Origin of the sequence: Sphingomonas parapaucimobilis NBRC 15100 (assembly GCF_000787715.1) — a bacterium.
In the GTDB taxonomy this organism is placed as follows: domain Bacteria; phylum Pseudomonadota; class Alphaproteobacteria; order Sphingomonadales; family Sphingomonadaceae; genus Sphingomonas; species Sphingomonas parapaucimobilis.
Map to the genome: position 1 here is coordinate 1 of NZ_BBPI01000017.1, position 25,097 is coordinate 25,097.

The following is a 25,097-nucleotide window of genomic DNA, read 5'->3' on the forward strand; positions in this document are numbered from 1 at the left end:
TCGCCACATACCTCACGCTTGCGGAGGCGCCCCACCCCTGGCCCCTCCCCTGAAGGGGAGGTGGGCAAGCCGATCCCATCCCAATCTACGCCGCGATCTCCAGCGCTTCGCCCGCCGCCGCGCCCAGCAGCCTTTTCTCCAGCGTCTTCAACCGGCCGCTATTGGTGATCTGATCCCCGGTCAGGTCGGTCAGGTAGAAGACGTCGACCGCGCGCTCGCCATAGGTCGCGACATGCGCGGAGTGGATCGTCACCTTCGACTGGAACAGCGCATGGGCCAGCTGATTCAACAGCGCGGGTCGGTCGCGGGCATGGACCTCGACCACCGTGAATCGGTTCGAGGCGCGGTTGTCGATCAGGACATTGGGCGCGATGTGGAAGGCATCGGCGCGCGGTCGCGCATTGGGCTTGGCGACCAGCCGGTCGGCCAGCTTGCTGCGATTGGCGAGCGCATCCTCGATCGCGCGGCGCAGGCGGGACAGCTGGCCGGGATCGTCAAAGGGGCGGCCCAGCGGGTCCTGCACCAGGAAATTGTCGATCGCCATGCCGTCGCGCGTGGTGTGGATGCGCGCATCGATGATGTTGCCGCCCGCGACATGGATCGCGCCCGCGATGCGATAGAACAGGCCCGGATGGTCGGCGGCATAGATGGACACCAAAGTCGCGCCGCGCTCGCCGTAAACCTGCGCGTCGATCGACAGCTGCGCATCGCCCGCCGCCGCCATCTGGCGGGCATTATGGGCCAGCACATCCTCGGGCTCGGCGATCCAATAGGCTTCGGGCAGCCGACGGACCAGCGCGGCGAACTGCGCCTCCGGCCAGCCCAGTATCTCCGCCAGCCGCGCCTGCTTGGCGGCGATGCGTTCGGTGCGGCCGCGCTGCTTGTGACCCAGGCGCAGCACCTCCTCGGCGGCGTCGTACAGGTCGGCGAGCAGCTGGCGCTTCCAGCCGTTCCACGTCCCCGGCCCGACCGCGCGGATATCGACGATGGTCAGCAGCAGGAGCAGGCGAAGCCGCTCGGGGCTCTGCACCGTCTCGCAGAAGTCGAGGATGGTCTTGAAGTCCGACAGGTCGCGCTTGAACGCGGTGGCGGACATCAACAGGTGCCAGCGGACCAGCCACGCGACCGTCTCGGTCTCGGCCTCGCTCAGGCCCAGGCGCGGGCAAAGCCGCTCGGCCACTTCGGCACCCAGGATCGAATGGTCGCCGCCGCGCCCCTTGGCGATGTCGTGGAGAAGGACGGCGACATAGAGGACGCGCCGCGACACGATCTGGCCGATGATCGCCGAGGCGACCGGATGCTCCTCGACCAGTTCCTGCCGCTCGATCCGGGCGAGCAGGCCGAGCGCGCGGATGGTGTGCTCGTCGACGGTGTAATGATGGTACATGTCGAACTGCATCTGTGCCACGACGCGCCCGAAATCGGGCATGAAGCGGCCGAAGACGCCCGCCTCGTTCATCCAGCGTAGCACCAGTTCGGGGTCATGGTGGCTGGTCAGCACGTCGAGGAACAGCGCATTGGCGCGCGGATCGTTACGGATGTCGTCGGCCAGCTTGGCATCGCGTGAGGCGGCGCGCACCGCCAGCGGATGGACCTCCAACTCATAACGGTCGGCGAGCTGGAAGATCTCGATCAGGCGGACCGGGTCTTCTTGGAAAAAGTCGTCGCGCGGCAAGGCGAGCCGTCCGCGATCCAGCACGAAGCCGTTCAACCGGCGCGGGCGCCGGCGGATGGTGGGCAGGCCGAAGCGATGGCCGCGCGCCGCGAACCGCTCGTCCAGATGCGCCAGGAACGCGCCGGTCAGCGCGCCGACCGTCTTCACCTGCAGGAAATAGAGCTGCATGAACCGCTCGACCTTGGCCTTGCCGGGCCGGTCGGAGAAGCGCATCCGCTCGGCGATCTGGCGCTGCACGTCGAAGGTGAGGCGATCCTCGGCGCGGCCGGTGATGGTGTGCAGGTGACAGCGGACCGCCCACAGGAAATTGTCGGCGCGGTGGAACTGGCGATATTCCTCGCGGGTGAACAGGCCACGGTCGATCAGGTCGGCGGCGCGGTCGACGTCATAGACGTACTTGCCGATCCAGAAGAGCGCGTGCAGGTCGCGCAGGCCGCCCTTGCCCTCCTTGACATTGGGTTCGACGACATAGCGGGTGTCGCCCATCTTGCGATGGCGCAGGTCGCGCTCGGCCAGCTTGTCGGCGATGAACTGGCGGTGCGAATCGGTCTGGATCTCTATCTTGAAGCGCCGCGCCGCCTCGTCATACAGCGCCTGGTCGCCGCACAGGAACCGCCCTTCCAAAAGGGCGGTGCGCACGGTGACATCGCCCTTGGCCTGCCGAATCATCTCGTCGACCGAGCGGCTGGAATGGCCGACCTTCAGCCCCAGGTCCCAGAGCGAATAGAGCATCGATTCGATGACCTGCTCGGCATGGGGCGTCTGCTTGAAGGGGGTGAGGAACCCGATATCGACGTCCGAATAGGGCGCCATCTCGCCCCGGCCATAGCCGCCGACCGCGATCAGGGTCAGCCGCTCGCCCGCCGTGGGGTTGCTCAAGGGGTAGAGCGTGTCGGTGGTGAAATCGAACAGCACCTTCAGCACCTGATCGGTCAGATACGCCTGCGCCGCCGCCGCCTCCAGCCCGCGCGAAGGATGGAGCGACAGCCGTCGCGCCACTTCCTGCCGTCCGGCATCGAGCGCGGCGCGCAGGACGGGGGTGACGAGCGTGCGGCCTTCCGGCCCTGTGATGCCCAGCGCCGCGACCTGTTCGGCGAGCGCGCGGCGATCGACGATGGCGCGGCGGTTGGGCAGGGATTCGAAACGGCTGTGCATCCGGCCTTCATAGGGGCTGGTGATGAACAAAAGGAGAGGGGGCCGACTCAATCCTTGCCAAGGTGCGCTTGTCCGTGACCGGCGGTGCGGGTAGCGCCGGAACCCGTGAAGCGGGAGACGATCCGATGACGCGGTGGCAGGGCTTGGGCGGCATTCGGGCGGGGCTGTTCCTGCTGGTCTGGTTCTCCTGCGCCTGGTTCGGTTCGTGGGAGTTCAATCCCAACAACGCGACCCGCCTGTTCGCCGCGATCCGCATGGTCGAGAACGGCACCGCGACCATCGACCCGTTCGCGCTGCTGACCATCGACAAGGCGCAGTTCGGCGCGCACGCCTATCTCGACAAGGCGCCTGGCATGACGCTGATGGCGCTGCCCGCCGTGGCGCTGGCCGACCTGGTCACCGGCGACCGGGCCGAGCGCCATGTCCTGTCGACGGTCGATCCCGGTTTCGTCGATTATCTGAAGCTGCGCACCCGCGTCGCCGCCGCCACGGGCTCGGCGCTGCTGACCGCGATCGCGGCGGTGATGCTGTTCGACCTGGCGCTGGGCCTGAGCGGGCGCGCTGGGGCGGCGCTGTTCGCCGCGCTCGGCTATGCGCTGGGGACGCCGATCTGGGGCTATTCCACGACCCTGCTGGGCCATGCGAGCGTGGCGGCGCTGTTCGTCATCGCGCTGGTCGGCGTGGCGCGGGGCGGTGGACGCTGGCTGGCGGTGGCGGGGCTGGCGCTCGGCTGGGCGGTGGTGGTCGAATATCAGGCGGTTCTGGCGGGGTCGGTCATCGGGCTCTGGGCGCTGTGGCGAAATCGCGCGAACCCGAAGACGCTGGTGCCGTTCCTGGCGGCGGGGCTGGTCGGCCTGATCCCGTTGGTCGCCTATAATCTCTTTGCCTTCGGGACGCCGTTCCGCATCGGCTATTCGGGGGTGGTCGGGTTCGAGGGGATGAACCAGGGGCTGTTCGGACTGACCTTTCCCCGGATCGCGGTGCTTCGCGAAATCCTGATCGGTCCGACGCGTGGGATCGTCTGGGTCGCGCCGGTGCTGGTGCTGGCCCCGATCGGGCTGTGGCGGCTGGGCGAGGAGCGGGCGACGCGCGGGCTGGCGCTGACCGCCGCCGGGGTCGCGATCGTCGCGTTGCTGGTCAACGCGGCCTATGTCTATTGGGATGGCGGCAACGCCACCGGCCCGCGTCATGCCATGCCGCTGGCGGGGGTGATGGCGCTGGGGCTGGCGCCGCTCTGGGTCATGGCGCGGCCCTTCTGGATGCGCGGCTTGCTCGCGCTGGTGCTGGCGGGTTCCATCGCTATCAACCTGACCATCGCCGCGGCCGAGATCTTCGCGCCGCCGACCTTCCGCCGGGCCTGGTGGCAGGCGGTGATGCAGCAGCGCTTCCTGGTGGGCGACCTGCGCACCATCCCCTCCGACTGGTGGGGATGGACGACATGGAACGGCCTGTACCTGTGGGCGGCGGTGGCGGTCCCGCTCGCTTTGTGGCTGGTTCAGTCCTGCGCGCGCTTCAGCCCGCGTACCCGGTGCCAGACATAAAGGCCGATCAGCACGACCAGCACGATCCCGATCGCCAGGTCGGCACGGTGGAAGAACGCCTTTACGCGGGGATCGGAGTCCCACTTCTCGCCCAGCTCGCGCCCGACGATGGCGAGGACGAGGCAGAAGGGCCAGCTGCCCAGAAACGTGTAGAGGTGGAAGGGAACAAGCTTCATCCGGGCCACCCCCGCCGGAAAGGCGATGAAGGTGCGGATCACCGGCAGAAGCCGCCCGATCAGCACCGCGATCGAGCCATAGCGGGCGAAGAAGCGGTCGGCGGCGTCCAGTTCGCCCGGCCCGATCAGGAGGTATTTGCCCCAGCGCTCGGCGACTGGCCGCCCGCCGCGCTTGCCGATCTCATAGGCGACGATCGAGCCCAGATTGCAGCCCAGTGCTCCTGCGGTCGCGGCGAGATACAGGTTGAACTGGCCGGTCGACACCAGATAGCCCGCGAACGGCATGATGATCTCGGAAGGCAGCGGGATGCAAGCGCTCTCGATCGCCATCAGCAGCATGATGCCCAGATAGCCACCGGTGGAAATGACCCAGATGGCGAAGCTCGCCAGCGCGGAAAGAATATGCTCGACCATGGGGGCAGCGACTTGCGCGATCGGGGGGGCGGGGGTCAATCGGAACCGCATGAGGTGGCGGCCGGTTTGGGACGGCATGAAGACACTGACCCTGAACGACGGCCGCTCCATGCCCCAGCTGGGGCTCGGCACCTATCAGATCCCGGATTCGCAGGCGGCGCTCGTCGTGCGGCGTGGCCTCGATACCGGATACGGCCTGATCGACACCGCCGCCATCTATGGCAATGAGCGGGGCGTGGGCGACGGATTCCGTGACGCCGATGCCTTCCTGACCACCAAGCTGTGGAACGACCGCCACCGCGATGCCGAGGCGGCGCTGGATGAAAGCCTGGCGCTGTTGGGTGTCGAGGCGGTCGACCTATACCTGATCCACTGGCCGGTTCCCGCCGAGGATGCCTATGTCGAGGCATGGCAGAGCCTGATCGCGCTGCGCGACGCGGGCAAGGCGAGGTCGATCGGCGTGTCCAACTTCCTGCCCGAGCATCTCGACCGGATCATCGAGGCCACCGGCGTCGTGCCGGCGGTCAACCAGATCGAACTCCACCCCCGTTTCCAGCAGCGTGAGGCGCGGGCCTATCATGAGGCCAAGGGCATCGTGACCCAGAGCTGGAGCCCGCTGGGTCAGGGTGGCGAACTCCTGAAAATGCCCGAGATCGCGGGCATCGCGGACAAACATGGTCGCTCGACCGCGCAGGTCGTGCTCGCCTGGCACCTGGCGCATGGCCTGTCGGTGGTCCCCAAGGCGGCGGATGCGGCGCATATGGCCGATAATTTCGCCGCCGCCGAGCTGGTGCTGGACGACGAGGACATGGCGGCGATCGACGCACTGGACGATGCGGACGGGCGAATCGGGCCGGACCCTCGCGAAATGTGAGGGGCGGTCAGGTCGCCTGAAAATACCCTGTCTGATCCACGAAGCCGCGGATGGCCGTCGCGTCGTCATAGGGGAGTTCGATCAGTCGCTTGATCGCCGCTCGTTTGTCATGTGCGGCATCGTAATGGCGCCGGGCGATCCGATAGCCGACGAAATAGCCCAGATCGCTGACGCCGAAGGGATTGGCGGCGCTGTTCCACAGCCAGTTGTCGTAATTGTCGCCCGTCATCTCGGTGACGAACCGTGCCTTGATGTCCGCCTCATGGGCGGGGCCATAGGCATAGAGCGGCAGGGCGGGCTTGCGGCCGGTAATCAGCTCCGCCACCAGCTCGGCGACGCCCTCGCGCAGCGATTGTTGCAGCAGATTGCCCTGCGTTTCCTGCTGCTGGGTATGGACATATTCGTGAATATTGTTCTGCGCGTTGTTGGCGAAGGGCCGCGACCGGAAAAAGGTGGCCAGCCGCGATCGCATCGGTTCGGGCAGTTCGGACACGTCGACCGTCTCATCGCCCAGGGCGAGTTCGGCCCCGATCAGGACCTTGTCGGCCACGGTCGTTCCGCCTGTCCGCAGGACCCCGATGGCGTAGGTGATCGAGGCGGGGCGCAGTTCGGGGTAGAGTCGGCGAAAATGCGCGACATCGTCATTCAACGTCGCCACCGCCGCCGGGGACCGCCGGGTCAGCGGACGGACCGAGGCCCAGAATTTGGGCCAGCGAACGATGGCATCGACATATTGCTGGTCGGTATAGCGCCGCGCGGCCATGAGCGCGTGCAGGCCCGGCGTGCCCGGCTCGATATAGAGGCTGCGGATCAGGCGCAGTCGCGCGGCAGGATCGCCCTCTGCGTTGATCGCGTCGACAGCGACCCAGAAGCGGGCGATGTCACTATCGACCACCGACGTCGGCACGAGGGGCGGCGCGAGGGGCGGCGCGACGGTCACAGGTGCGGGGGCCGCCCCCGCCAAGGCAAATCCGCCCATCGCAGCCCATGCCACGGCAAAGAAATCAGCCCCCTTCATGCCCGCTCCCCCCGATCCGTACCCCTCAGGCATGGGTCGGGGGAGCGGGTTCGAAAGTCAAGCGACGGGAAAGATCGCTAACCCAAGGCTCCCGCCGCCAGCTTCAAATCCGCCACGAACCGCGCATATTCCGCCTCCTTCGCCGCCGGATCGGGCAGGCGGAGCAGATAGCTCGGATGGACGGTGATGAAGGCCATGCCGCCATCGGGCAGGGTCAGCGCCTTGCCGCGTTCGCGCCCGATGGTCATGACCCTGCCGAACAGCGAGCGCGCCGCCGTCGCGCCCAGCGCCACCGTCACCTGCGGCTGGATCAGCAGGCGTTCCTGTTCGACCCACCAGCGGCACGCCTGAATTTCCCCGGCATTGGGCGAGCTGTGGATACGGCGCTTGCCGCGCGGCTCGAATTTGAAATGCTTGACCGCATTCGTGACATAGGCCGTCGCCCGGTCGATTCCGGCTTCCGCCACCGCGCGGTCGAAGACCTGGCCTGCGGGGCCGACAAAGGGATGACCCGCCAGATCCTCCTGGTCGCCCGGCTGTTCGCCGACGAACATCAGCGCGGCATCGACCGGCCCCTCGCCGAACACCGTCTGCGTCGCAGGCGCGTGGAGCGGGCAGCGGGTGCAGCCCATCGCTTCCTCCCTTAGCGCCGCCCAGGCCGCTTGCGCATTGCCGCCGCGCCCGGAACGCACATCCACCTTGGCCGTGTCGATCATACCGCTCTCCCGCGCCTGCGCGCCCGCGATCAATTCGGACACCAACGCGGTTTCCGGCATGTTTTTCCAGTATTTGCGCGGCATCTCCTTCAGCATCGCGCCGATCTTCACGCGGGCGGGATTGAAGATGCTGGCATAATAGGTCTTCCACACCGCCTCGGTCGGATCGCCCTCCGGCGCGTCCGCCTTGCTGGCGCCCGGACCTTCGCTGAGCGTCTTGCCGTCCCAGTGGAGGGAGACCTCGGGCGTCAGGATCGACCAGCGCATCGTGGTGAAGCGGTTGACGAAGAACGCCGCATTGGCGCGCACGATGTGATGCTCGGGCTCGAACCATGCGACATAGCGCGGGCCTTCGGCGTCCTCGGTCTCGCGGAAGCGCAGGAAGGCCCGCATCTTGTGGATGTCGCGCCGCACCGCCTTGGCCAGCCGGTCGAGACGGCGGATCAGCGGATCGGCCTGATCCTCGATCAGCCGGGGCTGGTGCCGCAATCTGTCGAGCGCGGTGTGGAGCAGCGCGAAACGTTCCGGATCATTGGACAGGATGACGCTGCGCGCGAGGTCGATGAATGCGCGGGATACGTTGAAGCGGGGGGTGGCGGTGGTCGGCGTGTCGGCGGCGACCGCACCGAACAGGTCGGCGGGTTGGTCGCCAACCTGCCACACCACCTGATCGGGCGGCACATTGTCGGCGATCAACCCGCGCGCGGCGTCGCGCCAGGCGTCGAAGTCGTCGGGGGCGGGGAGGGTGATGATGCGCATGGCTACTCAATCCTCCCCGGTACGGGGAGGTGGCAGGTCGCAGGCCTGACGGAGGGGGCGTGCCGTACAGGTCATCCCTTGTGGCGCTCCCCCTCCCCCATGCTTCGCATGGTCCCCCTCCCCTTGCAGGGGAGGATTAGGGCTCCCAGAAATCAATCCCGCTCGTCTCCGCCGGGCGGGTTGGCCTTGGCTTCCTTTGCCTCGATCGGCTTGCGCTCCTCATAGATGTCCGCGAGCTTCTGCTCGGTCGCGTCGTCGAGTTCCTTCTCAGCGGCGGGGAACATCTCTTCCTCTTCCTCGTCGATATGATGCTCATAGCGATGGCGCATGTGGAAGAATTTGGATTCCCACTCGTCCGATGCGAAGTCGAGGTCCATCATCTCGCCCAGCAGATCGTCGATCTCCTTATGCTCGGAGACCGAATGGCGCGCATCGTCGCGCAGCTCGGGTTCGCCCAGCATGGTGGCATAAAGCGACTCTTCCTCGGCAGCGGCGTGGCTCTGCACCTCGATACGGAACGCCTCGAACAGCTTCTTGCGCTTCGCCCCGTCGCCCTTCAGCCCGGCAAGTTCCTTCAGCATGTCGCGCTGCTTGTCGTGGTCGCGCTTCAGATCGGCATAGATGTCGGCCGTGGCCATGGCGTGTCTCCTTCGCGCATCAAACGGCGCAGGATGACGCCCGTTTCACCCGCGAATCACTCTCACTCAGCCAAACAGTTCCAACTGCTTGCCCTTGGGCCTTATCAGCGGTTTCAGGTCCGCCCGCTCGGCCAGCGCGACGGGGCGCCAGTCCTCCGCGATCAGGAAGGGGCGCAGCTTGGTGATCGACACGGTCAGCCGCCCGACATCCTCCAGCCGCAGCTTGCGCCATTTGCGGGTGGCGATGATCCGGTCCACCGCCTTCACGCCCAGGCCGGGCACCCGCAGCAGCATCTCGCGCGGGGCACGATTGACGTCGACGGGAAAATTCTGGCGGAATTTCAGTGCCCAGGCGAGTTTGGGATCGATATCGAGCGGCAGCATCCCCGTCGCCTCGTCCGCCGCCGCCGCCACCTCGCCCGGCTGATAGTCATAGAAGCGCATCAGCCAGTCGGACTGGTAGAGCCTATGCTCGCGCATCAGGGGCGGCCGTTGCAGCGGCAGCACGGCGGATGCGTCCGGGATCGGGCTGAACGCCGAATAATAGACACGGCGCAGGCGGAAACGGTCATAGAGCGTCGCCGCGCGCCCCACGATGTCGCGATCGGTCGCGGCGTCGGCACCGACGATCATCTGGGTCGACTGGCCCGCGGGCGCGAAGCCGGGGGCCGACTTATACTTCTTGGCGGCGTCCGTCCGGTCCTCGATGGCGGTCTTCACATCGGCCATCGCGCCTTCGATCCGGCCCGCATCCTTTTCGGGCGCGAGGCGGCGCAGGCCACCCACCGTGGGCAGCTCGACATTGATCGACACGCGGTCGGCATGGACCCCCGCCAGCCGCACCAGCCCGGGATCGGCATCGGGAATGGTCTTGAGGTGGATATAGCCGCGAAAGCCATGATCCTCGCGCAGGCTGCGCGCGACCTCGACAATCTGCTCCATCGTATAGTTGGACGACTTGATGATGCCCGAGGACAGGAACAGCCCCTCGATATAATTGCGTCGATAGAAGGCGAGGGTGAGGTTCACCACCTCCTGCGCGGTGAAGCGCGCGCGGCGGACGTTCGAGGATTTGCGGTTGATGCAATAGTGGCAGTCGAAGATGCAGCTGTTCGTCAGCAGGATCTTCAACAGCGAGATACAGCGGCCATCGGGCGCATAGGCGTGGCAGATGCCCATGCCCTCGGTCGACCCGATCCCCTTGCCGTCGCGGCTGTTACGCTTGGACGTGCCCGACGACGCGCAGGACGCGTCATATTTGGCGGCATCCGCCAGGATCGCCAGCTTCTCACGGGTGTCGAGTTGCGCCATCTGTTCGATATATGTTCGCGTGGGCGGCGGGGCAAGCGGAACTCCGCCAGTCATCGGCCGTACAGCCCGTCTGGTCCAGATTGGCGGTGTCGAGGGGAGATGGATGATGCGTAAGATGATGATCGCGCTGGCTTTGATCGGTGCGGCTGGTCCGGCGATGGCGCAGATCGTGGAGCGCAACGCCAAGACCGCCGATTATGAGTTCAGCTACGCCTATCCGGCCGCTGCGACGCGGATCGCGGGGTTGAAGGCGTGGCTCGACGCCGAGCGTGCGCGTATCCAGGCGAAGACCGCGCGTGACGGTGCCGTCGCACGCCGCGAGGCCAAGGCATCGGGCTATCCCTACCACGCCTATTCCTTCGACAAGACATGGAAGGTCGTGACCGACACGCCGCGCTTCCTGAGCCTGTCGGGCGACAGCTATAATTTCACGGGCGGCGCGCATGGCTCGCCCGCTTCCTATGGGTTGGTCTGGGACAAGGCGGCGGGGCGGCGGCTGGACCCCAAGGCCGTTTTCGTGTCGCTGCCCGCGCTCCAGACCGCGATCCGCACCGACTATTGCGCCAGGCTGAAGGTTGAGCAGCGGCGGCGCATCCAGGGCGAATTGTCGTCGATGAATGCCTGCCCGTCGCTCAAGGACCTGACCGTGCTGCTGGGTTCGACCAACGGCCGCGCGATCGACCGGATCGGGCTGATCGCCGACCCCTATGTCGCGGGTTCCTATGCCGAGGGGGCGTATGAGGTCACGCTGCCGGTGACGCGGGCGATCATCGGTACGGTGAAGCCGGAATATCGCGGGGCGTTTGCCGTGGGGGGATGAGAGGGCCTTGGTCCCCTAGGCCGGGTGGATTAGGATCGATCCAACGGCAAGAAGGGGGGCATGGTGGAGATCAGGCGCGACGATCCCGGTGCGGCGTATATCGCAGATCTGCTCGAGCTGCATTTGCGGGAGCTTCGGGGTGAAATGGCGGAATATTCCTTCGCGCTCGACGCGTCGGGTTTGTCCTCCTCGGACATCAGCTTCTGGACAGCATGGGACGGCGAAAAGCTGCTCGGCTTCGCGGCCCTGAAGCAACTTGCACCCGATCATGGCGAGGTGAAGTCGATGCGCGCGGCTCCCGAGGCTCGCGGGCAGGGTGTGGGGCGGGGATTGCTCGACCATATCATCATGGAAGCACGAAACAGGGGGTATCAGCGCCTGAGCCTGGAAACTGGCACGGCATCGCTGCACGCGCCTGCCGTCCGCCTATATCGCAGCGCGGGTTTTACGCCTTGCGAGGCGTTTGGAAACTATGCCCCAAGTCCGCATAATCAATTCTTTCGTCTCGATCTGACGGCATAGGGCCTGCGCCCTAACCCTGACGCCGCCCGCGTCCCTTGGTCATCGGATCGGGCTTTTTCGGCGGCACCCAGCCTTCGGGGCGTTCCGGGCGCGACTGGCTGGTGCCGAGGCCCATGGCGCCGGGCTGCTGGCGGGTCAGGCCGCTGGTGTCGACGGCGACATCCTCCGCGCCGCCGCGAAGCAGGTTGATGCGGTCGCGCAAGGCTCGCGCCTCCTCGAAGTCGAGGCGTTCGGCGGCGGCCTCCATCTGGCGGCGCAGGTCTTCGAGGGTCGGGGCGGTCATGCCCGGATCAACGCCTCAGGCGGCGATGCGTGCCGCCTCGGTCTCGGCGATCCAGCCGCCGCCCAGCACCCGGTCGCCGTCATAGAGCACCGCCGCCTGGCCCGGCGACACGCCATATTCGGGCGTATCGAAGACCAGCCGGTCGCCGACCATGCGCGCGGGCACCGGCTTGGCCATGGAGCGGACCTTGGCGAACACCGGGCCGTCGAGCGGGCCGAGGATGTTCATGGCCGTCAGCCGCGCCGCCTCCACCGCCAGCGCGACGCGCGGGCCGACGACGACGCGCTTGGTATCGGGCTCCAGCCGGACGACATAGAGCGGCTCGGGGCTGCCGCCGATCTCCAGCCCGCGCCGCTGGCCGACCGTATAGTGGATCAGGCCGCGATGCTCGCCCAGCTTGGCGCCCGTCAGGTCGACGATATCGCCGCGCGTATCCGCTTCCGGACGCAATTTCTTGACCAGCCCCGCATAGTCGCCATCGGGCACGAAACAGATATCCTGGCTGTCCGGCTTGGCGGCGACGCCCAGACCCAGTTCGGCGGCGATCTCGCGCACCCGCGACTTAGGGAGAGCGCCGAGCGGGAAGCGCAGGAAGTCCAGCTGCTCCTGCGTCGTCGCGAACAGGAAATAGCTCTGGTCGCGCGCCGGATCGGCGCCGCGATGCAGTTCCGCGCCGTTCGCGCCTTCGACCCGCTGGACATAATGACCGGTCGCCAGACAGTCCGCGCCCAGGTCGCGGGCCAGTTTCAGCAGGTCGGTGAATTTCGGCCCCATATTGCACTGGACGCAGGGGATCGGCGTGCGCCCGGCCAGATATTCGTCGGCGAAGCGATCGACCACCTGGGTGCGGAAACTGTCTTCATGGTCGAAGACATAATGCGCGATGCCCAGCCGGTCGCACACGGCGCGGGCGTCGCGGATGTCGCGGCCCGCGCAGCAGGCACCCGCGCGGCCCACCGCCTCGCCATGGTCGTAGAGTTGCAGGGTGACGCCGATCGTCTCGGCCCCCGTGGCATGGGCGAGCGCGGCCACGACCGAGCTGTCGACACCGCCCGACATCGCGACCACGATCCGCTTGGCCCGGGGATCGCCCCCAAGCTGAAAGTCCACCATCTGCTCCATGGTCGCCCCCATACGCCTTTCGCGCGCGTCATGCAAAATAGCGAAGCGCCCTTTCGAACGAAGAAGGGCCGGGCCTTTTGAAAAAGTGAAAATAGTTTTCGGCCTTTACCCGACTTTCATATCCCGTCGATAACAAGGGCACTCACCCACCGGGATTGGACCGCGCTTTTGGACCTGAGTTTCAACCGTTTCGATCGGGATACCGAACTGACGGTGCTGCCGCCGGACCTGGCCGTGCTGATGGTCGGTGCGACGGCGCGGCAGGCGGCCAGCCCGACCGCCGCGGTGCAGGCCGGTTTCGCCCGCGTGTCCCCCGATCCGATGCTGTTCGCGCCGCTCGACGGGGCGTTCAACGGGCCGATGGCGCGGGCCATCGTCGGATGGACCAGGAATGAATGATCCGTTAACCTTTCGATTTTAGGCGATGTTCAAGGGCACATGGTAGAGCGGCCCGATAGACGACATGGGGTAGGGAGCCCCGACGAGGTTTGATGATGATCGAGAACCAGAAGATCCGCCCTGCCAAGGTAATCGGGCCGCTCGGCGAACCGCTGACGCTCGATACCCTGCCGCCGCCCAGCACGACGCGCTGGGTCGTCCGTCGCAAGGCGGAGGTGGTCGCGGCCGTCAATGGCGGGCTGCTTTCGGTCGACGAGGTCTGCGACCGTTATGGCCTGACCGTCGAGGAATTCGCCGGGTGGCAGCGTGCCATCGACCGTTCGGGAATGCCGGGCCTGCGCGTCACCCGCATCCAGCATTATCGCTCGCTCTACGAGCGCCAGCAGAAATACTGAGCCCCACGCAAAGGCCCGAATAAAAACGATCGCATCGTTGACATTCCCGAAAACGCTTCGTCGAATTGCCGGTACGGCCACGGAACAATAGCCACATTCGCACGTCTTTTCCCCGTGTCCCGCTCGCGGGCCCAACGGAGGGAAAGACAATGGGTATTATCCTGTGGCTTATCGTCGGTGGTGTCATTGGCTGGCTGGCCAGCATCATCATGCGTACCGATGCTCAGCAGGGCATCTTTCTGAATATCGTCGTCGGTGTCGTCGGCGCGTTCATCGGCGGCCTGATCTTCGCAGGCGGTTCGATCAACAATGCCGGTCTGACGCTGACCTCGTTCCTCGTTTCGCTGCTGGGCGCCGTCGTCCTGCTGGCGATCGTGAACCTGGTTCGTCGCGGTCGGGTGCGTTAATAAACGCACTCGCTCGTTGAGCCGAAAAGGGCCGTCCGGGAAACCGGGCGGCCCTTTTTCGTGGGTCCGGTATGGCGTGGTTCTCGATCCGCCCGCCGGAAGGGCCGCCCCCATGCCGGTAAAGGCATTGGGGGCGGTGACGTTCAGTTCAGCAGGAAGCGGACCGAGACATTGACGGTCACGTCGCGCTCACCCGGCGCGATGCTGGTCTTTTCCATGGTGTCCGAACGCATCGCCGAGGCGCGGAGCATCATCGGCGGCTGGGGGCCGCCCGCATCCGCGCCATTTTCGGTGATCGACACGATCCGCGCCACGCGCATACCCGCCGCCCTGGCGTAAAGCTCGGCCCGGGCGCGGGCGCGCTGGATGGCATCGGCCCGCGCTTCGTCCAGCGCGGCGTCGGGCTTGTCGATCGACAGATTGGGGCCGTCGATCTGGTTCGCCCCCTGCGCGACCAGTGCGTCGAGGACGCTGCCCGACTTGGCGACATCGCGGAAACGGACGCTGATCGTGTTGGTCGCCTGATAGCCGGTGATGGCGGGCGGGACATTCTCGCCATAGCGATATTGCGGCTGGAGCTGCACCGTCGCGGTCTGGATATCGCGGTCGGCGATCCCGGCGCGTTTCACGGCGGCGAGCACCCGCGCCATGCGCTGCGCATTGTCGGACAGCGCGGCGGCGGCGGTCGCACCCTGGCTGACCACGCCCGCCCGAATCGTCGCTAGGTCAGGCACGCGCGTCGTGCGCCCCTCGGCCGACACGTCCAGCACGGTCCCGGCGGCGGGCACCAGCGGCTCGACCGTGGTGGGCGCGGTCTGGGCGGTCGCCGTCATCGGCGCCAGCGCCGCGGGGGCCAGAGCGGCCAGAAGCAGATATTTGGTCATCGACATCTCCCGTATGATGATTGCCCATGGCTTTGACGCCTGATGGCAAAACACATGATGAACGCACCGCGCCGACCTTGGAGCCGCCGTAATTGCCGCGTACCAAAAGACACTTGAGTGGTGTGCTATATTTCTATAACACAGCGGCCATGGGCGCATCCTGCATGGCAATGGGCGCACGATGGATGCGGTTCGGGGATCGATGACGAGCATGAATTACGAGACGGGGGCGATCGGTGGCGGCCGGCATCTGGAGCTGGAGGGGCCGGTATCCACGCCACGCCGGCGCTGGATCTGGATCGTCGCGGTGGTGGTCGTGCTGGCGCTGGCGAGCTGGCTGCTGTTCGCGCCCAAGAAGCATGAGGCGGCGCAAGGTGCCGGTGCAGGCACGCAGGTGCCCAACATCACCGTCGTCGTTCCCGGCCAGCAGGCGGTCAGCCGCGTGATCTCGGCCACCGGCACGCTGGCTGCGCGCCGCGAAATGCCGGTCGGCGTCGCGGGCGAGGGGGGCATGATCACCCGTGTCCTGGTCGAACCCGGCCAGTGGGTCCGCGCGGGGCAGGTTCTGGCGACCGTCGACCGCTCGGTGCAGACCCAGACCGCCTCGGCCTTGAATGCGCAGATCGCGGTGGCCCAGTCGGATCAGAAGATCGCGCAGGCCGAACTCGACCGCGCCCAGCAGTTGGTCGATCGCGGTTTCATCTCCAAGGCGGACCTCCAGCGCCGCGCCGCGACCCGCGATGCCGCCGCCGCGCGCGTCCGGCAGGCGCAGGCCTCTTACAAGGAAGCCCTGGCGCGCAACGGCCGCCTCGACATCCGCGCGCCCGCCGAAGGGCTGATCCTGACCCGCGCCGCCGAGCCGGGCCAGATCGTCAGCTCGGGCTCGGGCGTGCTGTTCCGCATGGCGATGGGCGGCCAGATGGAGCTGCGCGCGCAGCTGGCCGAGGCGGACCTGGTCGGCCTGTCGGTCGGTGCGCCCGCGACCGTCACCCCGGTCGGCGGCGACAAGAGCTTCAAGGGTGAGGTGTGGCAGGTGTCGCCCGTCATCGACCCGCAGACGCGTCAGGGTATCGCCCGCATCGCCCTGTCCTATGACCCGGCGCTGCGCCCCGGCGGTTTCGCCGCGGCGACGATCCGTGGCGGCGCGGGCCATGCCCCGGTCCTGCCGGACTCGGCGATCCAGAGCGACGACAAGGGCAGCTTCGTGTATATCGTCGGGGCCGACAACAAGGTCGCGCGCCGTGACGTGAAGATCGGTCAGGTGTCCGACGACGGCGTGACCATCGCCTCGGGCCTGAAGGGCGACGAGCGGGTGGTGCGGTCGGCGGGTGGCTTCCTGGCGGCCGGGCAGCTGGTCCGCCCGATCCTTGGCGGCCAGGAGGCCAAGTAAGATGAGTTTCCGCAACATCTCGGCCTGGGCGATCCGGAACCCCGTTCCGCCGATCGTCCTGTTCGTCGCGCTGACCCTGGCTGGCATAGTCAGCTTCATGCGGATGGACGTGAACAACGACCCCGATATCGATTTCCCGATCGTCGTGGTCGTCGTGAACCAGCCGGGTGCGGCCCCGACCGAACTGGAGACGCAGGTCACCCAGCGGGTCGAGGCGGCGTTGCGGAACTTGCAGGGTGTCGACCAGATCACCTCGACCGTGACCGAGGGCACGTCGCAGACGCTGGTCCAGCTCGACATCGGCACGCCGATCGACCGCGCGGTGAGCGACGCGCGCGATGCGATCACCCAGATCCGCTCGATGCTGCCCGACGGCATCCTTGAGCCGCAGGTCATCCGCGTCGATTCGACCGACAATGATCTCGCCAGCTATTCGGCAGTCGCGTCCAACATGACGCCCGAGCAGCTCAGCTGGTATATCGACAACAACGTCACCAAGGAGCTGTTGTCGGTTCCGGGTCTCTCCAAGGTCATCCGCAACGGCGGCGTGACGCGCGAGATCCGCGTGATCCTCGATCCGCTGAAGCTCCAGGCGCAGGGCCTGACCGCCAGCGAGGTCAATGCGCAGCTGCGCATGACCAATTTGAACGCGGCGGGCGGCCGCGCGGAGATCGCGGGCACCGAACAGGCGGTCCGCGTGCTCGGCAATGCGCGCAACGCCTATGACCTGGGCCAGACCCAGATCAACGTGCGCGGCGGCCGCACCGTCCGGCTGGCCGACATCGCCACCGTGCGCGATCTTTATGCCGAACAGCGTTCGCAGGCGGCGGTCGACGGGCGGCAGGTCATCAGCTTCGACTTCCAGCGCGCCAAGGGCGCGTCGGACGTCAGCGTCTTCAACGGCGCGGTCGAGAAGCTGAAGGCGCTGGAAAAGCGCAACCCTGAGGTGAAGTTCGTCCTCCGCTCGAACAGCGTGAAATATACCGAGGCGCAATATGAAAGCGCCATCCACGCGATGATCGAGGGCGCCGTGCTGGCCGTCATCGTCGTCTTCATCTTCCTGCGCGACTGGCGCGCGACGGTGATCTCGGCGCTGGCCATCCCGCTGTCGGCGATCCCGGCCTTCTGGTTCATGGACCTGCTGGGCTTCACGCTGAACCAGATGACGCTGCTGGCGCTCAGCCTGGTGGCGGGCGTGCTGGTCGACGATGCGATCGTGGAGATCGAGAATATCGTGCGCCATATGCGCATGGGCAAATCCGCCTATCAGGCGTCGATCGACGCGGCGGACGAGATCGGCCTCGCCGTGCTGGCGACCACCATGGCGATCGTCGCGGTGTTCCTGCCCGTCGCGCTGATGCCCGGCGTTCCGGGCCAGTATTTCAAGAATTTCGGCCTGACCGTCGTCGTCTCGGTGCTGATGAGCCTGGCCGTCGCGCGCCTGATCACGCCGATGATCGCGGCCTATTTCCTGAAGTCCGCCGGGCATGCCAGCCATGGCGAGGGCAGGTTGATGGACGCCTATATGGCGACGCTGCGCTGGTCGCTGCGTTATGACCGGCCGACCGATGGCGTACGGCGCGGTGTCGTGCGGCGCTTCTTCGGGCGGTTCCGCGATCACCGCCTGTGGGTGATCGGCATCGGCTTCGGCGCCTTCGCGCTGACCATCGCGATGTTCGCGATCATCCCCAAGACCTTCCAGCCGCCCCAGGATAACGACCAGGCGGTCGCCAAGATCGAGATGGTGCCCGGCACGACGCTGGCCCAGACCGACAGGGTCGTGAAGCAGGTCGCGTCCTTCCTCAAGAAGCAGCCGGACGTCGAGTCCGTCTATTCGCGCACCGGCGTCGGCAATGGCCGCGTCGTCGCGACGCTGAAGGAGGATCGTTCGATGAAGAGCACCGACTTCGAACGATCGCTGGCCCCCGAACTGGCGGCGATCCCCGATGCGCGCGTATCGTTCCAGTCGCAATTCGGCTGGGGTTCGAGCGGGCGCGACCTGACCATCACGCTGGGCGGCGACGATCCCGCCGTGCTGCGCGACACCGCCAACAAGATCGTGGCGCAGATGGGCACGCTGCCCGGCCTCGTCGCGCCGCGCATCGTCGGCAATCTCGACCGGCCGGAAATCATCATCCGCCCGCGCCTCGACCTGGCGGCCAATCTGGGCGTGACGACGCAGGCGCTGTCGAGCGCGATCCGCATCGCGACGCTGGGCGATATCGACCAGAACTCGGCCCGCTTCTCGCTGTCCGATCGTCAGGTGCCGATCCGCGTCGCGCTGGACCAGAATGCCCGCGCGCGCCTGTCCACCATCCAGAACCTGCCGGTGCAGACCCAGACCGGCGGCTCGGTGCCCCTGAGCGTCGTCGCCGAGATCGGCCTGGGCGCAGGGCCTACCCAGATCGACCGCGTGAACCAGCGGCGTCAGGTGACGGTCGGCGCCGACCTGGCCAAGGGCGTCATCAGCGGCGACGCGATGAAGAGGGTCCACGATCTGCCCATCATGAAGAACCTGCCCATGGGGGTCAGCGAGATGGTGCTGGGCCAGGCCAAGATGCAGGCGGAGATGATGGCCAACTTCTTCACCGCCATCATCTCGGCGGTGTTCCTGGTCTTCGCGGTGCTGGTGCTGCTCTATCGCCGCTTCCTGCCGCCCTTCGTCAACATGGCGTCGCTGCTGCTGGCCCCGCTGGGCGGCCTGCTGGCGCTGTATTTCAGCGGCAATCCGCTGTCGCTGCCGGTCTATATCGGGTTGCTGATGCTGCTGGGCATCGTCGCGAAGAACTCGATCCTGCTGATCGACTTCGCGCTGGAGGAGATCGCCAAGGGCGTGCCGATCCGCGAGGCGGTGCTGGATGCCGGGCACAAGCGCGCCCAGCCGATCGTGATGACGACGGTCGCCATGGTCGCGGGCATGATCCCGACCGCGCTGTCGCTGGGCGGTGACGGATCGTGGCGCAGCCCGATGGGCGTGACGGTGATCGGCGGGCTTGCCCTGTCGACCGTCCTGACCCTGCTGATCGTCCCTGCCGCCTTCAGCCTGTCGGTCGGCGTCGAGCGCTGGATCGGATCGCGCCTGGGCCGACGCCTGCTGACCTACAGGCCCGGCGACGAGCTGGGCAGCGGGCCGGTGATCGAGGGGCCTGCCGGTGGTCCCGCGCTGCCGCCCGCGACGGGCAAGCTGGGCTACGATCCGGCGGAGTGAATCCTCCCCGGCACGGGGAGGGGGACCATCCGAAGGATGGTGGAGGGGGAGCGCCACGAAGGGCAACCAGTGTGGCAGCCCCCCTCCGTCAGGGCTGACGCCCTGCCACCTCCCCGAGCCGGGGAGGATCGTATCCGCCCCGTTTCGTTACGCTGGGGAAAGATTCCTCTTGAACAAAGCCGTCCTTCGCGAATTGTCCTGATTGATGGAACTCGCAATGCGATCGGGGGGTAGCCAGACCGTTCCAGCCGCCCTGCGGAAGATGCGGGTCGTGGCCACGGGGCTGCTGGTCGGCATGGCGGCGCTGTATCTGGTGTCGCGGGCGATGCAGCCCATGCATCCCGCCTGGGGCTATGTCCGCGCCTTTGCCGAGGCCGCGATGGTCGGCGGACTGGCCGACTGGTTCGCCGTCACCGCGCTGTTCCGCCATCCGCTGGGCCTGCCGATCCCGCACACCGCGATCGTGCCGCGCAACAAGGACCGGATCGGCGACACGCTCGCCAATTTCCTGCGCACCAATTTCCTGATCCCGCGCGTCGTCGCGCGGCGCATGGTCCGGCTCGACGTCGCGGGCGCGGCCGGGCGCTGGCTGGCGCAACCGCCGCAGGAAGGCGGGCGCATCCGGCGCGGGGCATCGCGGCTGTTCGCCGAGATGCTGACCGCCTTCGACCCGCAGCGGCTGGGCGGCATGGTGAAGGCGGGCATCGGCGCACGGTTGCGCGCCACCGAGGTCGCACCGATCCTGGGCCAGTTGCTGAAGGCCAGCATCGCCGAGGGGCGGCATCTGCCGTTGCTCGATTCGGTGCTGCGCTGGGCGGCCTCCGCGCTCGACGCCAACGAAGCGATCGTCCGGGCGATGGTGCATGAACGGGCGGGGGCGATCCTGCGCTGGACCGGGCTGGACGAGACGCTGGCCGACAAGCTGATCGACGGGCTGCACAAGCTGCTCCACGACGTCGCCGAGGATCGCGAGCATCCGCTGCGCCAGAAGATCGAGGAAGGGCTGGATCGCCTCGCCTGGGACCTGCAATATGATCCCGACATGCGCGCCAGGGTGGAGGCGATGAAGGCCGAGCTGATCGCCAATCCGGCGATGCAGCGCTGGCTGGACGGCCTGTGGGAACAGGCGCGCGAGGCCTTGCTGCGCATGGCGCGCGATCCGCAGGCGGTGACCGCCGGGCGGCTGGGCGATGCGATGCGGCAACTGGGCCAGACGCTGCAGGACAATCCCCGGCTGGCGGCGACGATCAACCGCTTCGTCCGCCGCGCGGTCGCGGGCATCGCCGCCGATTATGGCGACGGCATCGTCCGGCTGGTGTCGGAGACGGTACGCGGCTGGGATGCGGATACCGTCACCTCGCGGCTCGAGAATGCGGTGGGCCGCGACCTGCAATATATCCGCATCAACGGGACCCTGGTGGGCGGCAGTGTCGGCCTGATCCTGCATCTGCTGGATCGCCTGCTATGAAAACGTCACGCGCTCGTATAATTACTGCCGCCGGTCGATTCGTCGTGGGAACGAAGCGCCTTGTCGATACACCCGCTTTCCCGCAAAGAGGCAGTTGATGAACGCCAAGGCCGATTATCAACATGACCCGGCCGACGGGGGAGCCCTGCGCTTCACCGGCAGCCTTTCGCTGGCGACCCTGGGCGACCTGCCCGAGCGGCTGGACCGTGAGGATGGAGGCGTCCGACGGATCGACCTGTCGCAGGTCGACCGGATCGACACGGTCGGCGCCTGGCTGATCCACCGTTTCGCCGCGCGCAACGATGCCGCCATCGATGGCCTGGACGAAGACCAGCGCCACCTGTTCGCCAAGGTCACCGAAGCGGATCAGCCGGTCGCGATGCGTCCCAAGCCCGTCAGCCCCTTCGCGCGCGTGGCGGGCGAGGTCGGCGATGCGGTCGTCGCGACGCTCCAGACGCTGTACGGCCTGCTCGGCTTCATGGGCGCGACGGTTCTGGCCGGGCTGGCGGTGATCCGTCATCCGCGCCGCTTCCGCTTTAACGCGGTGGTCCACGAGTTCGAGACGGTCGGCGTTTCCGCACTCGCGATCATCGGCCTGATGAGCTTCCTGATCGGCATCGTCATCGCCCAGCAGGGCGCGGTGCAGCTTCGCCAGTTCGGTGCGGAGGTGTTCACGATCAACCTGGTCGGCCGCCTGACGCTGCGCGAACTGGGCGTGCTGATGACTGCGATCATGGTCGCCGGGCGTTCCGGCTCGGCCTTTGCCGCGCAACTCGGCACGATGAAGCTTACGGAAGAAATCGACGCGATGCGCGTCATCGGCGTCTCGCCGATGGAGGCGCTGGTCGTGCCGCGCACCATCGCGGCGGTCACGCTGATGCCGCTGCTCGGTTTCTATTCCTCGCTGATCGCGATGATCGGCGGGTGTTTCCTGGCGGCGGTGTCGCTGGGCATCCCGCCCGTCACCTTCATCGCGCGCATCCGCGAAGTGGTGCCGATCACCGACCTGTATGTCGGCCTGATCAAGGCCCCCGTCTTTGGCGCGATCATCGCGATCGCGGGCTGTTTCCAGGGGATGCAGGTCAAGTCGGACGCCGAGCAGGTCGGCCTGCGCACCACGGCGGCGGTGGTGCAGGCGATCTTCCTGGTGATCGTGCTCGACGCCTTTTTCGCGGTCTTCTTCACCTGGATCGGATGGGATTGATGGCCGAGCAGGACGAACATCTCATCCAGGTCCGGGGCCTACGCAACAGCTTCGGCGAGCAGGTCATTCATGACGGGCTAGACCTCGACGTGCGCAAGGGCGAGATCCTGGGCGTGGTCGGCGGGTCGGGCACCGGCAAGTCGGTGCTGATGCGCACGATCATCGGCCTCCAGACCCCCGATGCGGGCGAGATCACCGTGTTCGGCGAGCCGACCATCGGCCGTGAGGCGACCGAGGCGATCGACGTGCGCAAGCGCTGGGGCGTGTTGTTCCAGGGCGGCGCGCTGTTCTCGACGCTGACCGTCGCGGAGAATGTCGCGGTGCCGTTGCGCGAATTCTATCGCGACCTGCCCCCGGCGCTGATGGACGAGATCGCGTCCTGCAAGGTCGTGATGACCGGCCTGCCCGCGGATGCCGGGCCGAAATATCCGGCCGAGCTGTCGGGCGGCATGAAGAAGCGGGCCGGGCTGGCGCGGGCGCTGGCGCTCGACCCCGAACTCCTGTTCCTCGACGAACCGACCGCGGGTCTCGACCCGATCGGCGCGGCGGCGTTCGACCAGCTGATCGCGTCGCTCCAGAAGACGCTGGGGCTGACGGTTTTCCTGATCACCCACGACCTCGATACGCTCTATGCGATCTGCGACCGGGTGGCGGTGCTGGCGGACAAGAAGGTGATCGCCGTCGGCACGATCGACGAGCTGATCGCGCTCGACCATCCGTGGATCGAGGAATATTTCAAGGGGCCGCGCGGCCGTGCCGCCGTCGCCGCCAAGGACGAGGTGGCGGACATCCGCCCCCGTTCGGCGGACGCGGACGCCGCGCGCCACCCCACCGAAGTCGATGCCGATGCCATGGGACAGCATTCCCAGGGCAATGCGGCCGATGCCCATGCGAGAGGCGAAGCAGGGACACGCTGATGGAAACCCGTTCGAACCACGTCCTTGTCGGCTCTGTCGTGCTGATCCTGCTCGCAGTGCTGGCCATCTTCACCGTCTGGATCGCCCGGTTGGGCGGCACGTCGGAGAAGGAATATGACATCTTCTTCCGCCAGTCGGTGGACGGCCTGGCCAAGGGCTCGGCGGTCACCTATTCGGGCGTGCCCTCGGGCCAAGTGAAGGAAATCGCGCTGTGGCGTCCCGATCCGCAGTTCGTGCGGGTCCGCGTGGCGGTCAACGAACAGACGCCGATCCTGCAAGGGACCACCGCGTCGATCTCGGCCAGCTTCACCGGCACCAGCACCATCTCGCTGGATGGCGCGCGCAAAGGCGCGCCGCCGATCGCCTGTCCGGTGCCGGAGAACAAGACCGTGTGTCCGTACGGCGTGCCGGTCATCCCGACCAAGCAGGGCGGTATCGGCGCGATCCTGAACTCCGCGCCGCAGCTGCTGGAGCGACTGTCGACGCTGACCGAGCGGCTGACCGGCTTGCTGTCGGATCGCAACCAGGCGTCGATCGCGGGCATATTGGACAATACCAACCGCCTGACCGACGCGCTCGCCGATCGCGGGCCGGAGATCGCCGCGACGCTAGCCCAGACCCGCGTGGCGATCCAGCAGGCGGGTGACGCGGCGCAGTCGATCGGCCAGCTGGCGGCGACCACCAACGGCATCCTGGCCGAGGATGTAAAGCCGACCATCGCCAATCTGAACCGCACCATCGCCTCGGCGCAGAAGAGCGCGGACACGCTGAACGCCGCGATCGGCGATGCACGGCCGGGCCTGCAGACCTTCTCGAAGCAGACCGTGCCCGAGGTCGATCGTCTGGTGAAGGATCTGCGGGTGATGACCCAGTCGCTTTCGGCGGTCGCCGAAAAGGTCGACCAGCAGGGTGCAGGGTCGCTGATCGGGCAGCAGAAGCTGCCGGACTATAAGGGCAAGTGAGGATGCCGATGAGGACCGTCATGAAGACTCCGCTGATCGTGATGCTCGCATCGCTTCCGCTGGCTGGCTGCATCAGCTTCGGCGCCAAGCCGCCGCCCTCGCTGCTGACGCTTCAGGCGCAGTCGGCACCGAGCGTGGGGCAGACGCAGGATTCCGGGCCGGGCAAGTCGATCACCATCCAGGTGCCATCCTCGCCGCAGGAGCTGGCGACCGCGCGCGTGCCGGTGCAGGAGAATGCTACCAGCATCGCCTATGTGAAGGATGCGCAATGGGCCGAGCCGCCGACGCGGCTGTTCGCCCGGCTGATGGCCGACACGCTGACCGCGCGGGCGGGGCGTATCGTGCTGTCGTCGCGGGATTCGATCGGCGATCCGGGCGCCCGTCTGGGCGGCGAGCTGCGCCAGTTCGGCATGGACGCCACCCGTCGCGATGCGGCGGTGGTGTTCGACGCCACGCTGCAACGCGACGGCCAGACGACCATCGAAAAGCGTCGTTTCGAGGCGCGCGTGCCGGTCGGCAAGATCGACAATGAGAGCGTCGGCCCGGCGCTGAACCAGGCGGCGAACCAGGTCGCCCAGCAGGTTGCCGACTGGGTGGGGCGGTAAGCGTCAATCCTCCCCGCTCGCGGGGAGGGGGACCAGCGAAGCTGGTGGAGGGGGGATCGCCGCAAGGCATGACCTTTGTGGAAGCCCCCCTCCGTCAGGGCTTGCGCCCTGCCACCTCCCCGTGCCGGGGAGGATTTTTGGATCGACGGGGAACCTTCGCCCTCCCGAAACGTGTGCTGCCGGATGACGGAAATATGCCGCAGCCGTCACAATTTGCGACAGAAACACACTGGA

At 67.0% G+C, this 25,097-nt stretch carries 23 protein-coding genes; 14 read left to right on the plus strand and 9 right to left on the minus strand.

Going from position 1 to position 25,097, the window contains the following annotated elements; all coding sequences use genetic code 11:
- Positions 1–85: 85 nt before the first annotated feature.
- Positions 86–2,830: a [protein-PII] uridylyltransferase gene (locus tag SP5_RS03105; protein WP_042484041.1), complete on the minus strand. Its 2,745-nt coding sequence runs from the start codon at positions 2,828–2,830 to the stop codon at positions 86–88.
- Positions 2,831–2,955: 125 nt separating this feature from the next.
- Between SP5_RS03105 and SP5_RS03110 the strand changes: the two genes are divergently transcribed.
- Positions 2,956–4,371, plus strand: coding sequence for a hypothetical protein (locus tag SP5_RS03110; RefSeq protein ID WP_157013561.1), 1,416 nt, complete (start codon positions 2,956–2,958; stop codon positions 4,369–4,371).
- Here SP5_RS03110 and SP5_RS03115 read toward each other — a convergent pair.
- Positions 4,326–4,961 (minus strand): DedA family protein, encoded by a 636-nt coding sequence (locus SP5_RS03115; protein WP_042483974.1) that lies wholly within the window; start codon positions 4,959–4,961, stop codon positions 4,326–4,328. The genes SP5_RS03110 and SP5_RS03115 overlap by 46 nt on opposite strands.
- 76 nt (positions 4,962–5,037) lie before the next feature.
- Between SP5_RS03115 and SP5_RS03120 the strand changes: the two genes are divergently transcribed.
- Complete coding sequence (locus tag SP5_RS03120) at positions 5,038–5,835, plus strand: aldo/keto reductase (RefSeq protein ID WP_042483976.1); 798 nt, start codon at positions 5,038–5,040, stop codon at positions 5,833–5,835.
- A 7-nt stretch (positions 5,836–5,842) separates the two neighbouring features.
- On the opposite strand, the gene SP5_RS03125 is transcribed toward SP5_RS03120, so the two are convergent.
- The 4 genes from SP5_RS03125 to SP5_RS03140 all read right to left on the minus strand — a co-directional run bounded on the left by SP5_RS03125 (position 5,843) and on the right by SP5_RS03140 (position 10,277).
- Complete coding sequence (locus SP5_RS03125) at positions 5,843–6,853, minus strand: DUF2268 domain-containing putative Zn-dependent protease (protein WP_245613383.1); 1,011 nt, start codon at positions 6,851–6,853, stop codon at positions 5,843–5,845.
- A 77-nt stretch (positions 6,854–6,930) separates the two neighbouring features.
- Positions 6,931–8,328 carry a UdgX family uracil-DNA binding protein gene (locus tag SP5_RS03130; RefSeq protein WP_042483979.1) on the minus strand — a complete coding sequence of 466 codons (1,398 nt, stop codon included), beginning with the start codon at positions 8,326–8,328 and terminating at the stop codon, positions 6,931–6,933.
- Positions 8,329–8,480: 152 nt separating this feature from the next.
- Positions 8,481–8,966 carry a hemerythrin domain-containing protein gene (locus SP5_RS03135; RefSeq protein ID WP_042483982.1) on the minus strand — a complete coding sequence of 162 codons (486 nt, stop codon included), beginning with the start codon at positions 8,964–8,966 and terminating at the stop codon, positions 8,481–8,483.
- A 66-nt stretch (positions 8,967–9,032) separates the two neighbouring features.
- A complete protein-coding gene (locus SP5_RS03140) occupies positions 9,033–10,277 on the minus strand; it encodes a putative DNA modification/repair radical SAM protein (RefSeq protein ID WP_042483985.1) in 1,245 nt (414 codons plus the stop codon).
- 103 nt (positions 10,278–10,380) lie between these two features.
- Between SP5_RS03140 and SP5_RS03145 the strand changes: the two genes are divergently transcribed.
- Together SP5_RS03145 and SP5_RS03150 are read left to right on the plus strand one after the other, a co-directional pair.
- On the plus strand, positions 10,381–11,097 hold the full coding sequence (locus SP5_RS03145) for a DUF4163 domain-containing protein (protein WP_245613384.1): 717 nt from the start codon (positions 10,381–10,383) through the stop codon (positions 11,095–11,097).
- Positions 11,098–11,157: 60 nt separating this feature from the next.
- On the plus strand, positions 11,158–11,619 hold the full coding sequence (locus tag SP5_RS03150) for a GNAT family N-acetyltransferase (RefSeq protein ID WP_245613385.1): 462 nt from the start codon (positions 11,158–11,160) through the stop codon (positions 11,617–11,619).
- Between the two features lie 10 nt (positions 11,620–11,629).
- Here SP5_RS03150 and SP5_RS03155 read toward each other — a convergent pair whose 3' ends face one another.
- Both SP5_RS03155 and mnmA read right to left on the minus strand, forming a co-directional pair.
- Positions 11,630–11,902 carry a UvrB/UvrC motif-containing protein gene (locus SP5_RS03155; protein ID WP_042483987.1) on the minus strand — a complete coding sequence of 91 codons (273 nt, stop codon included), beginning with the start codon at positions 11,900–11,902 and terminating at the stop codon, positions 11,630–11,632.
- Between the two features lie 15 nt (positions 11,903–11,917).
- The gene (mnmA, locus tag SP5_RS03160) at positions 11,918–13,024 is read right to left on the minus strand and encodes a tRNA 2-thiouridine(34) synthase MnmA (RefSeq protein ID WP_042484054.1); all 1,107 of its coding nucleotides are present in this window, start codon (positions 13,022–13,024) and stop codon (positions 11,918–11,920) included.
- Positions 13,025–13,192: 168 nt separating this feature from the next.
- Here mnmA and SP5_RS03165 point away from each other — a divergent pair, with 168 nt between their 5' ends.
- The 3 genes from SP5_RS03165 to SP5_RS03175 all read left to right on the plus strand — a co-directional run bounded on the left by SP5_RS03165 (position 13,193) and on the right by SP5_RS03175 (position 14,225).
- Positions 13,193–13,423, plus strand: a complete 231-nt coding sequence (locus tag SP5_RS03165; RefSeq protein ID WP_042483990.1) for a hypothetical protein — start codon at positions 13,193–13,195, stop codon at positions 13,421–13,423.
- Positions 13,424–13,518: 95 nt separating this feature from the next.
- A complete protein-coding gene (gene sciP, locus SP5_RS03170) occupies positions 13,519–13,818 on the plus strand; it encodes a CtrA inhibitor SciP (RefSeq protein WP_042484057.1) in 300 nt (99 codons plus the stop codon).
- A gap of 149 nt (positions 13,819–13,967) precedes the next feature.
- Positions 13,968–14,225: a GlsB/YeaQ/YmgE family stress response membrane protein gene (locus SP5_RS03175; protein ID WP_042483991.1), complete on the plus strand. Its 258-nt coding sequence runs from the start codon at positions 13,968–13,970 to the stop codon at positions 14,223–14,225.
- 143 nt (positions 14,226–14,368) lie between these two features.
- On the opposite strand, the gene SP5_RS03180 is transcribed toward SP5_RS03175, so the two are convergent.
- Positions 14,369–15,115: an SIMPL domain-containing protein gene (locus tag SP5_RS03180; RefSeq protein ID WP_042483993.1), complete on the minus strand. Its 747-nt coding sequence runs from the start codon at positions 15,113–15,115 to the stop codon at positions 14,369–14,371.
- Between the two features lie 205 nt (positions 15,116–15,320).
- Here SP5_RS03180 and SP5_RS03185 point away from each other — a divergent pair, with 205 nt between their 5' ends.
- The 7 genes from SP5_RS03185 to SP5_RS03215 all read left to right on the plus strand — a co-directional run bounded on the left by SP5_RS03185 (position 15,321) and on the right by SP5_RS03215 (position 24,863).
- Positions 15,321–16,499, plus strand: a complete 1,179-nt coding sequence (locus SP5_RS03185) for an efflux RND transporter periplasmic adaptor subunit (RefSeq protein WP_042484059.1) — start codon at positions 15,321–15,323, stop codon at positions 16,497–16,499.
- A gap of 1 nt (position 16,500) precedes the next feature.
- A complete protein-coding gene (locus SP5_RS03190; protein WP_042483994.1) occupies positions 16,501–19,707 on the plus strand; it encodes an efflux RND transporter permease subunit in 3,207 nt (1,068 codons plus the stop codon).
- 262 nt (positions 19,708–19,969) lie between these two features.
- Positions 19,970–21,175, plus strand: coding sequence for a DUF445 domain-containing protein (locus SP5_RS03195; RefSeq protein WP_042483996.1), 1,206 nt, complete (start codon positions 19,970–19,972; stop codon positions 21,173–21,175).
- Between the two features lie 97 nt (positions 21,176–21,272).
- Positions 21,273–22,379 (plus strand): ABC transporter permease, encoded by a 1,107-nt coding sequence (locus SP5_RS03200; RefSeq protein ID WP_042483997.1) that lies wholly within the window; start codon positions 21,273–21,275, stop codon positions 22,377–22,379.
- Positions 22,379–23,296 carry an ABC transporter ATP-binding protein gene (locus tag SP5_RS03205; RefSeq protein ID WP_042483999.1) on the plus strand — a complete coding sequence of 306 codons (918 nt, stop codon included), beginning with the start codon at positions 22,379–22,381 and terminating at the stop codon, positions 23,294–23,296. The genes SP5_RS03200 and SP5_RS03205 overlap by 1 nt, the downstream gene beginning before the upstream one ends.
- Positions 23,296–24,258, plus strand: coding sequence for an MlaD family protein (locus SP5_RS03210; protein WP_042484001.1), 963 nt, complete (start codon positions 23,296–23,298; stop codon positions 24,256–24,258). The genes SP5_RS03205 and SP5_RS03210 overlap by 1 nt, the downstream gene beginning before the upstream one ends.
- A 20-nt stretch (positions 24,259–24,278) precedes the next feature.
- Positions 24,279–24,863: an ABC-type transport auxiliary lipoprotein family protein gene (locus SP5_RS03215; RefSeq protein ID WP_083748150.1), complete on the plus strand. Its 585-nt coding sequence runs from the start codon at positions 24,279–24,281 to the stop codon at positions 24,861–24,863.
- Positions 24,864–25,097 lie beyond the last annotated feature (234 nt).

Bases quoted from the DNA above. Each gene is read 5' to 3' on its own strand.
- SP5_RS03105 (WP_042484041.1), bottom strand. From the start codon at position 2,830: ATGCACAGCCGTTTCGAATCCCTGCCCAACCGCCGCGCCATCGTCGAT.
- SP5_RS03110 (WP_157013561.1), top strand. From the start codon at position 2,956: ATGACGCGGTGGCAGGGCTTGGGCGGCATTCGGGCGGGGCTGTTCCTG.
- SP5_RS03115 (WP_042483974.1), bottom strand. From the start codon at position 4,961: ATGGTCGAGCATATTCTTTCCGCGCTGGCGAGCTTCGCCATCTGGGTC.
- SP5_RS03120 (WP_042483976.1), top strand. From the start codon at position 5,038: ATGAAGACACTGACCCTGAACGACGGCCGCTCCATGCCCCAGCTGGGG.
- SP5_RS03125 (WP_245613383.1), bottom strand. From the start codon at position 6,853: ATGAAGGGGGCTGATTTCTTTGCCGTGGCATGGGCTGCGATGGGCGGA.
- SP5_RS03130 (WP_042483979.1), bottom strand. From the start codon at position 8,328: ATGCGCATCATCACCCTCCCCGCCCCCGACGACTTCGACGCCTGGCGC.
- SP5_RS03135 (WP_042483982.1), bottom strand. From the start codon at position 8,966: ATGGCCACGGCCGACATCTATGCCGATCTGAAGCGCGACCACGACAAG.
- SP5_RS03140 (WP_042483985.1), bottom strand. From the start codon at position 10,277: ATGGCGCAACTCGACACCCGTGAGAAGCTGGCGATCCTGGCGGATGCC.
- SP5_RS03145 (WP_245613384.1), top strand. From the start codon at position 10,381: ATGATGCGTAAGATGATGATCGCGCTGGCTTTGATCGGTGCGGCTGGT.
- SP5_RS03150 (WP_245613385.1), top strand. From the start codon at position 11,158: ATGGTGGAGATCAGGCGCGACGATCCCGGTGCGGCGTATATCGCAGAT.
- SP5_RS03155 (WP_042483987.1), bottom strand. From the start codon at position 11,902: ATGACCGCCCCGACCCTCGAAGACCTGCGCCGCCAGATGGAGGCCGCC.
- mnmA (WP_042484054.1), bottom strand. From the start codon at position 13,024: ATGGAGCAGATGGTGGACTTTCAGCTTGGGGGCGATCCCCGGGCCAAG.
- sciP (WP_042484057.1), top strand. From the start codon at position 13,519: ATGATCGAGAACCAGAAGATCCGCCCTGCCAAGGTAATCGGGCCGCTC.
- SP5_RS03175 (WP_042483991.1), top strand. From the start codon at position 13,968: ATGGGTATTATCCTGTGGCTTATCGTCGGTGGTGTCATTGGCTGGCTG.
- SP5_RS03180 (WP_042483993.1), bottom strand. From the start codon at position 15,115: ATGTCGATGACCAAATATCTGCTTCTGGCCGCTCTGGCCCCCGCGGCG.
- SP5_RS03185 (WP_042484059.1), top strand. From the start codon at position 15,321: ATGAATTACGAGACGGGGGCGATCGGTGGCGGCCGGCATCTGGAGCTG.
- SP5_RS03190 (WP_042483994.1), top strand. From the start codon at position 16,501: ATGAGTTTCCGCAACATCTCGGCCTGGGCGATCCGGAACCCCGTTCCG.
- SP5_RS03195 (WP_042483996.1), top strand. From the start codon at position 19,970: ATGCGGGTCGTGGCCACGGGGCTGCTGGTCGGCATGGCGGCGCTGTAT.
- SP5_RS03200 (WP_042483997.1), top strand. From the start codon at position 21,273: ATGAACGCCAAGGCCGATTATCAACATGACCCGGCCGACGGGGGAGCC.
- SP5_RS03205 (WP_042483999.1), top strand. From the start codon at position 22,379: ATGGCCGAGCAGGACGAACATCTCATCCAGGTCCGGGGCCTACGCAAC.
- SP5_RS03210 (WP_042484001.1), top strand. From the start codon at position 23,296: ATGGAAACCCGTTCGAACCACGTCCTTGTCGGCTCTGTCGTGCTGATC.
- SP5_RS03215 (WP_083748150.1), top strand. From the start codon at position 24,279: ATGAAGACTCCGCTGATCGTGATGCTCGCATCGCTTCCGCTGGCTGGC.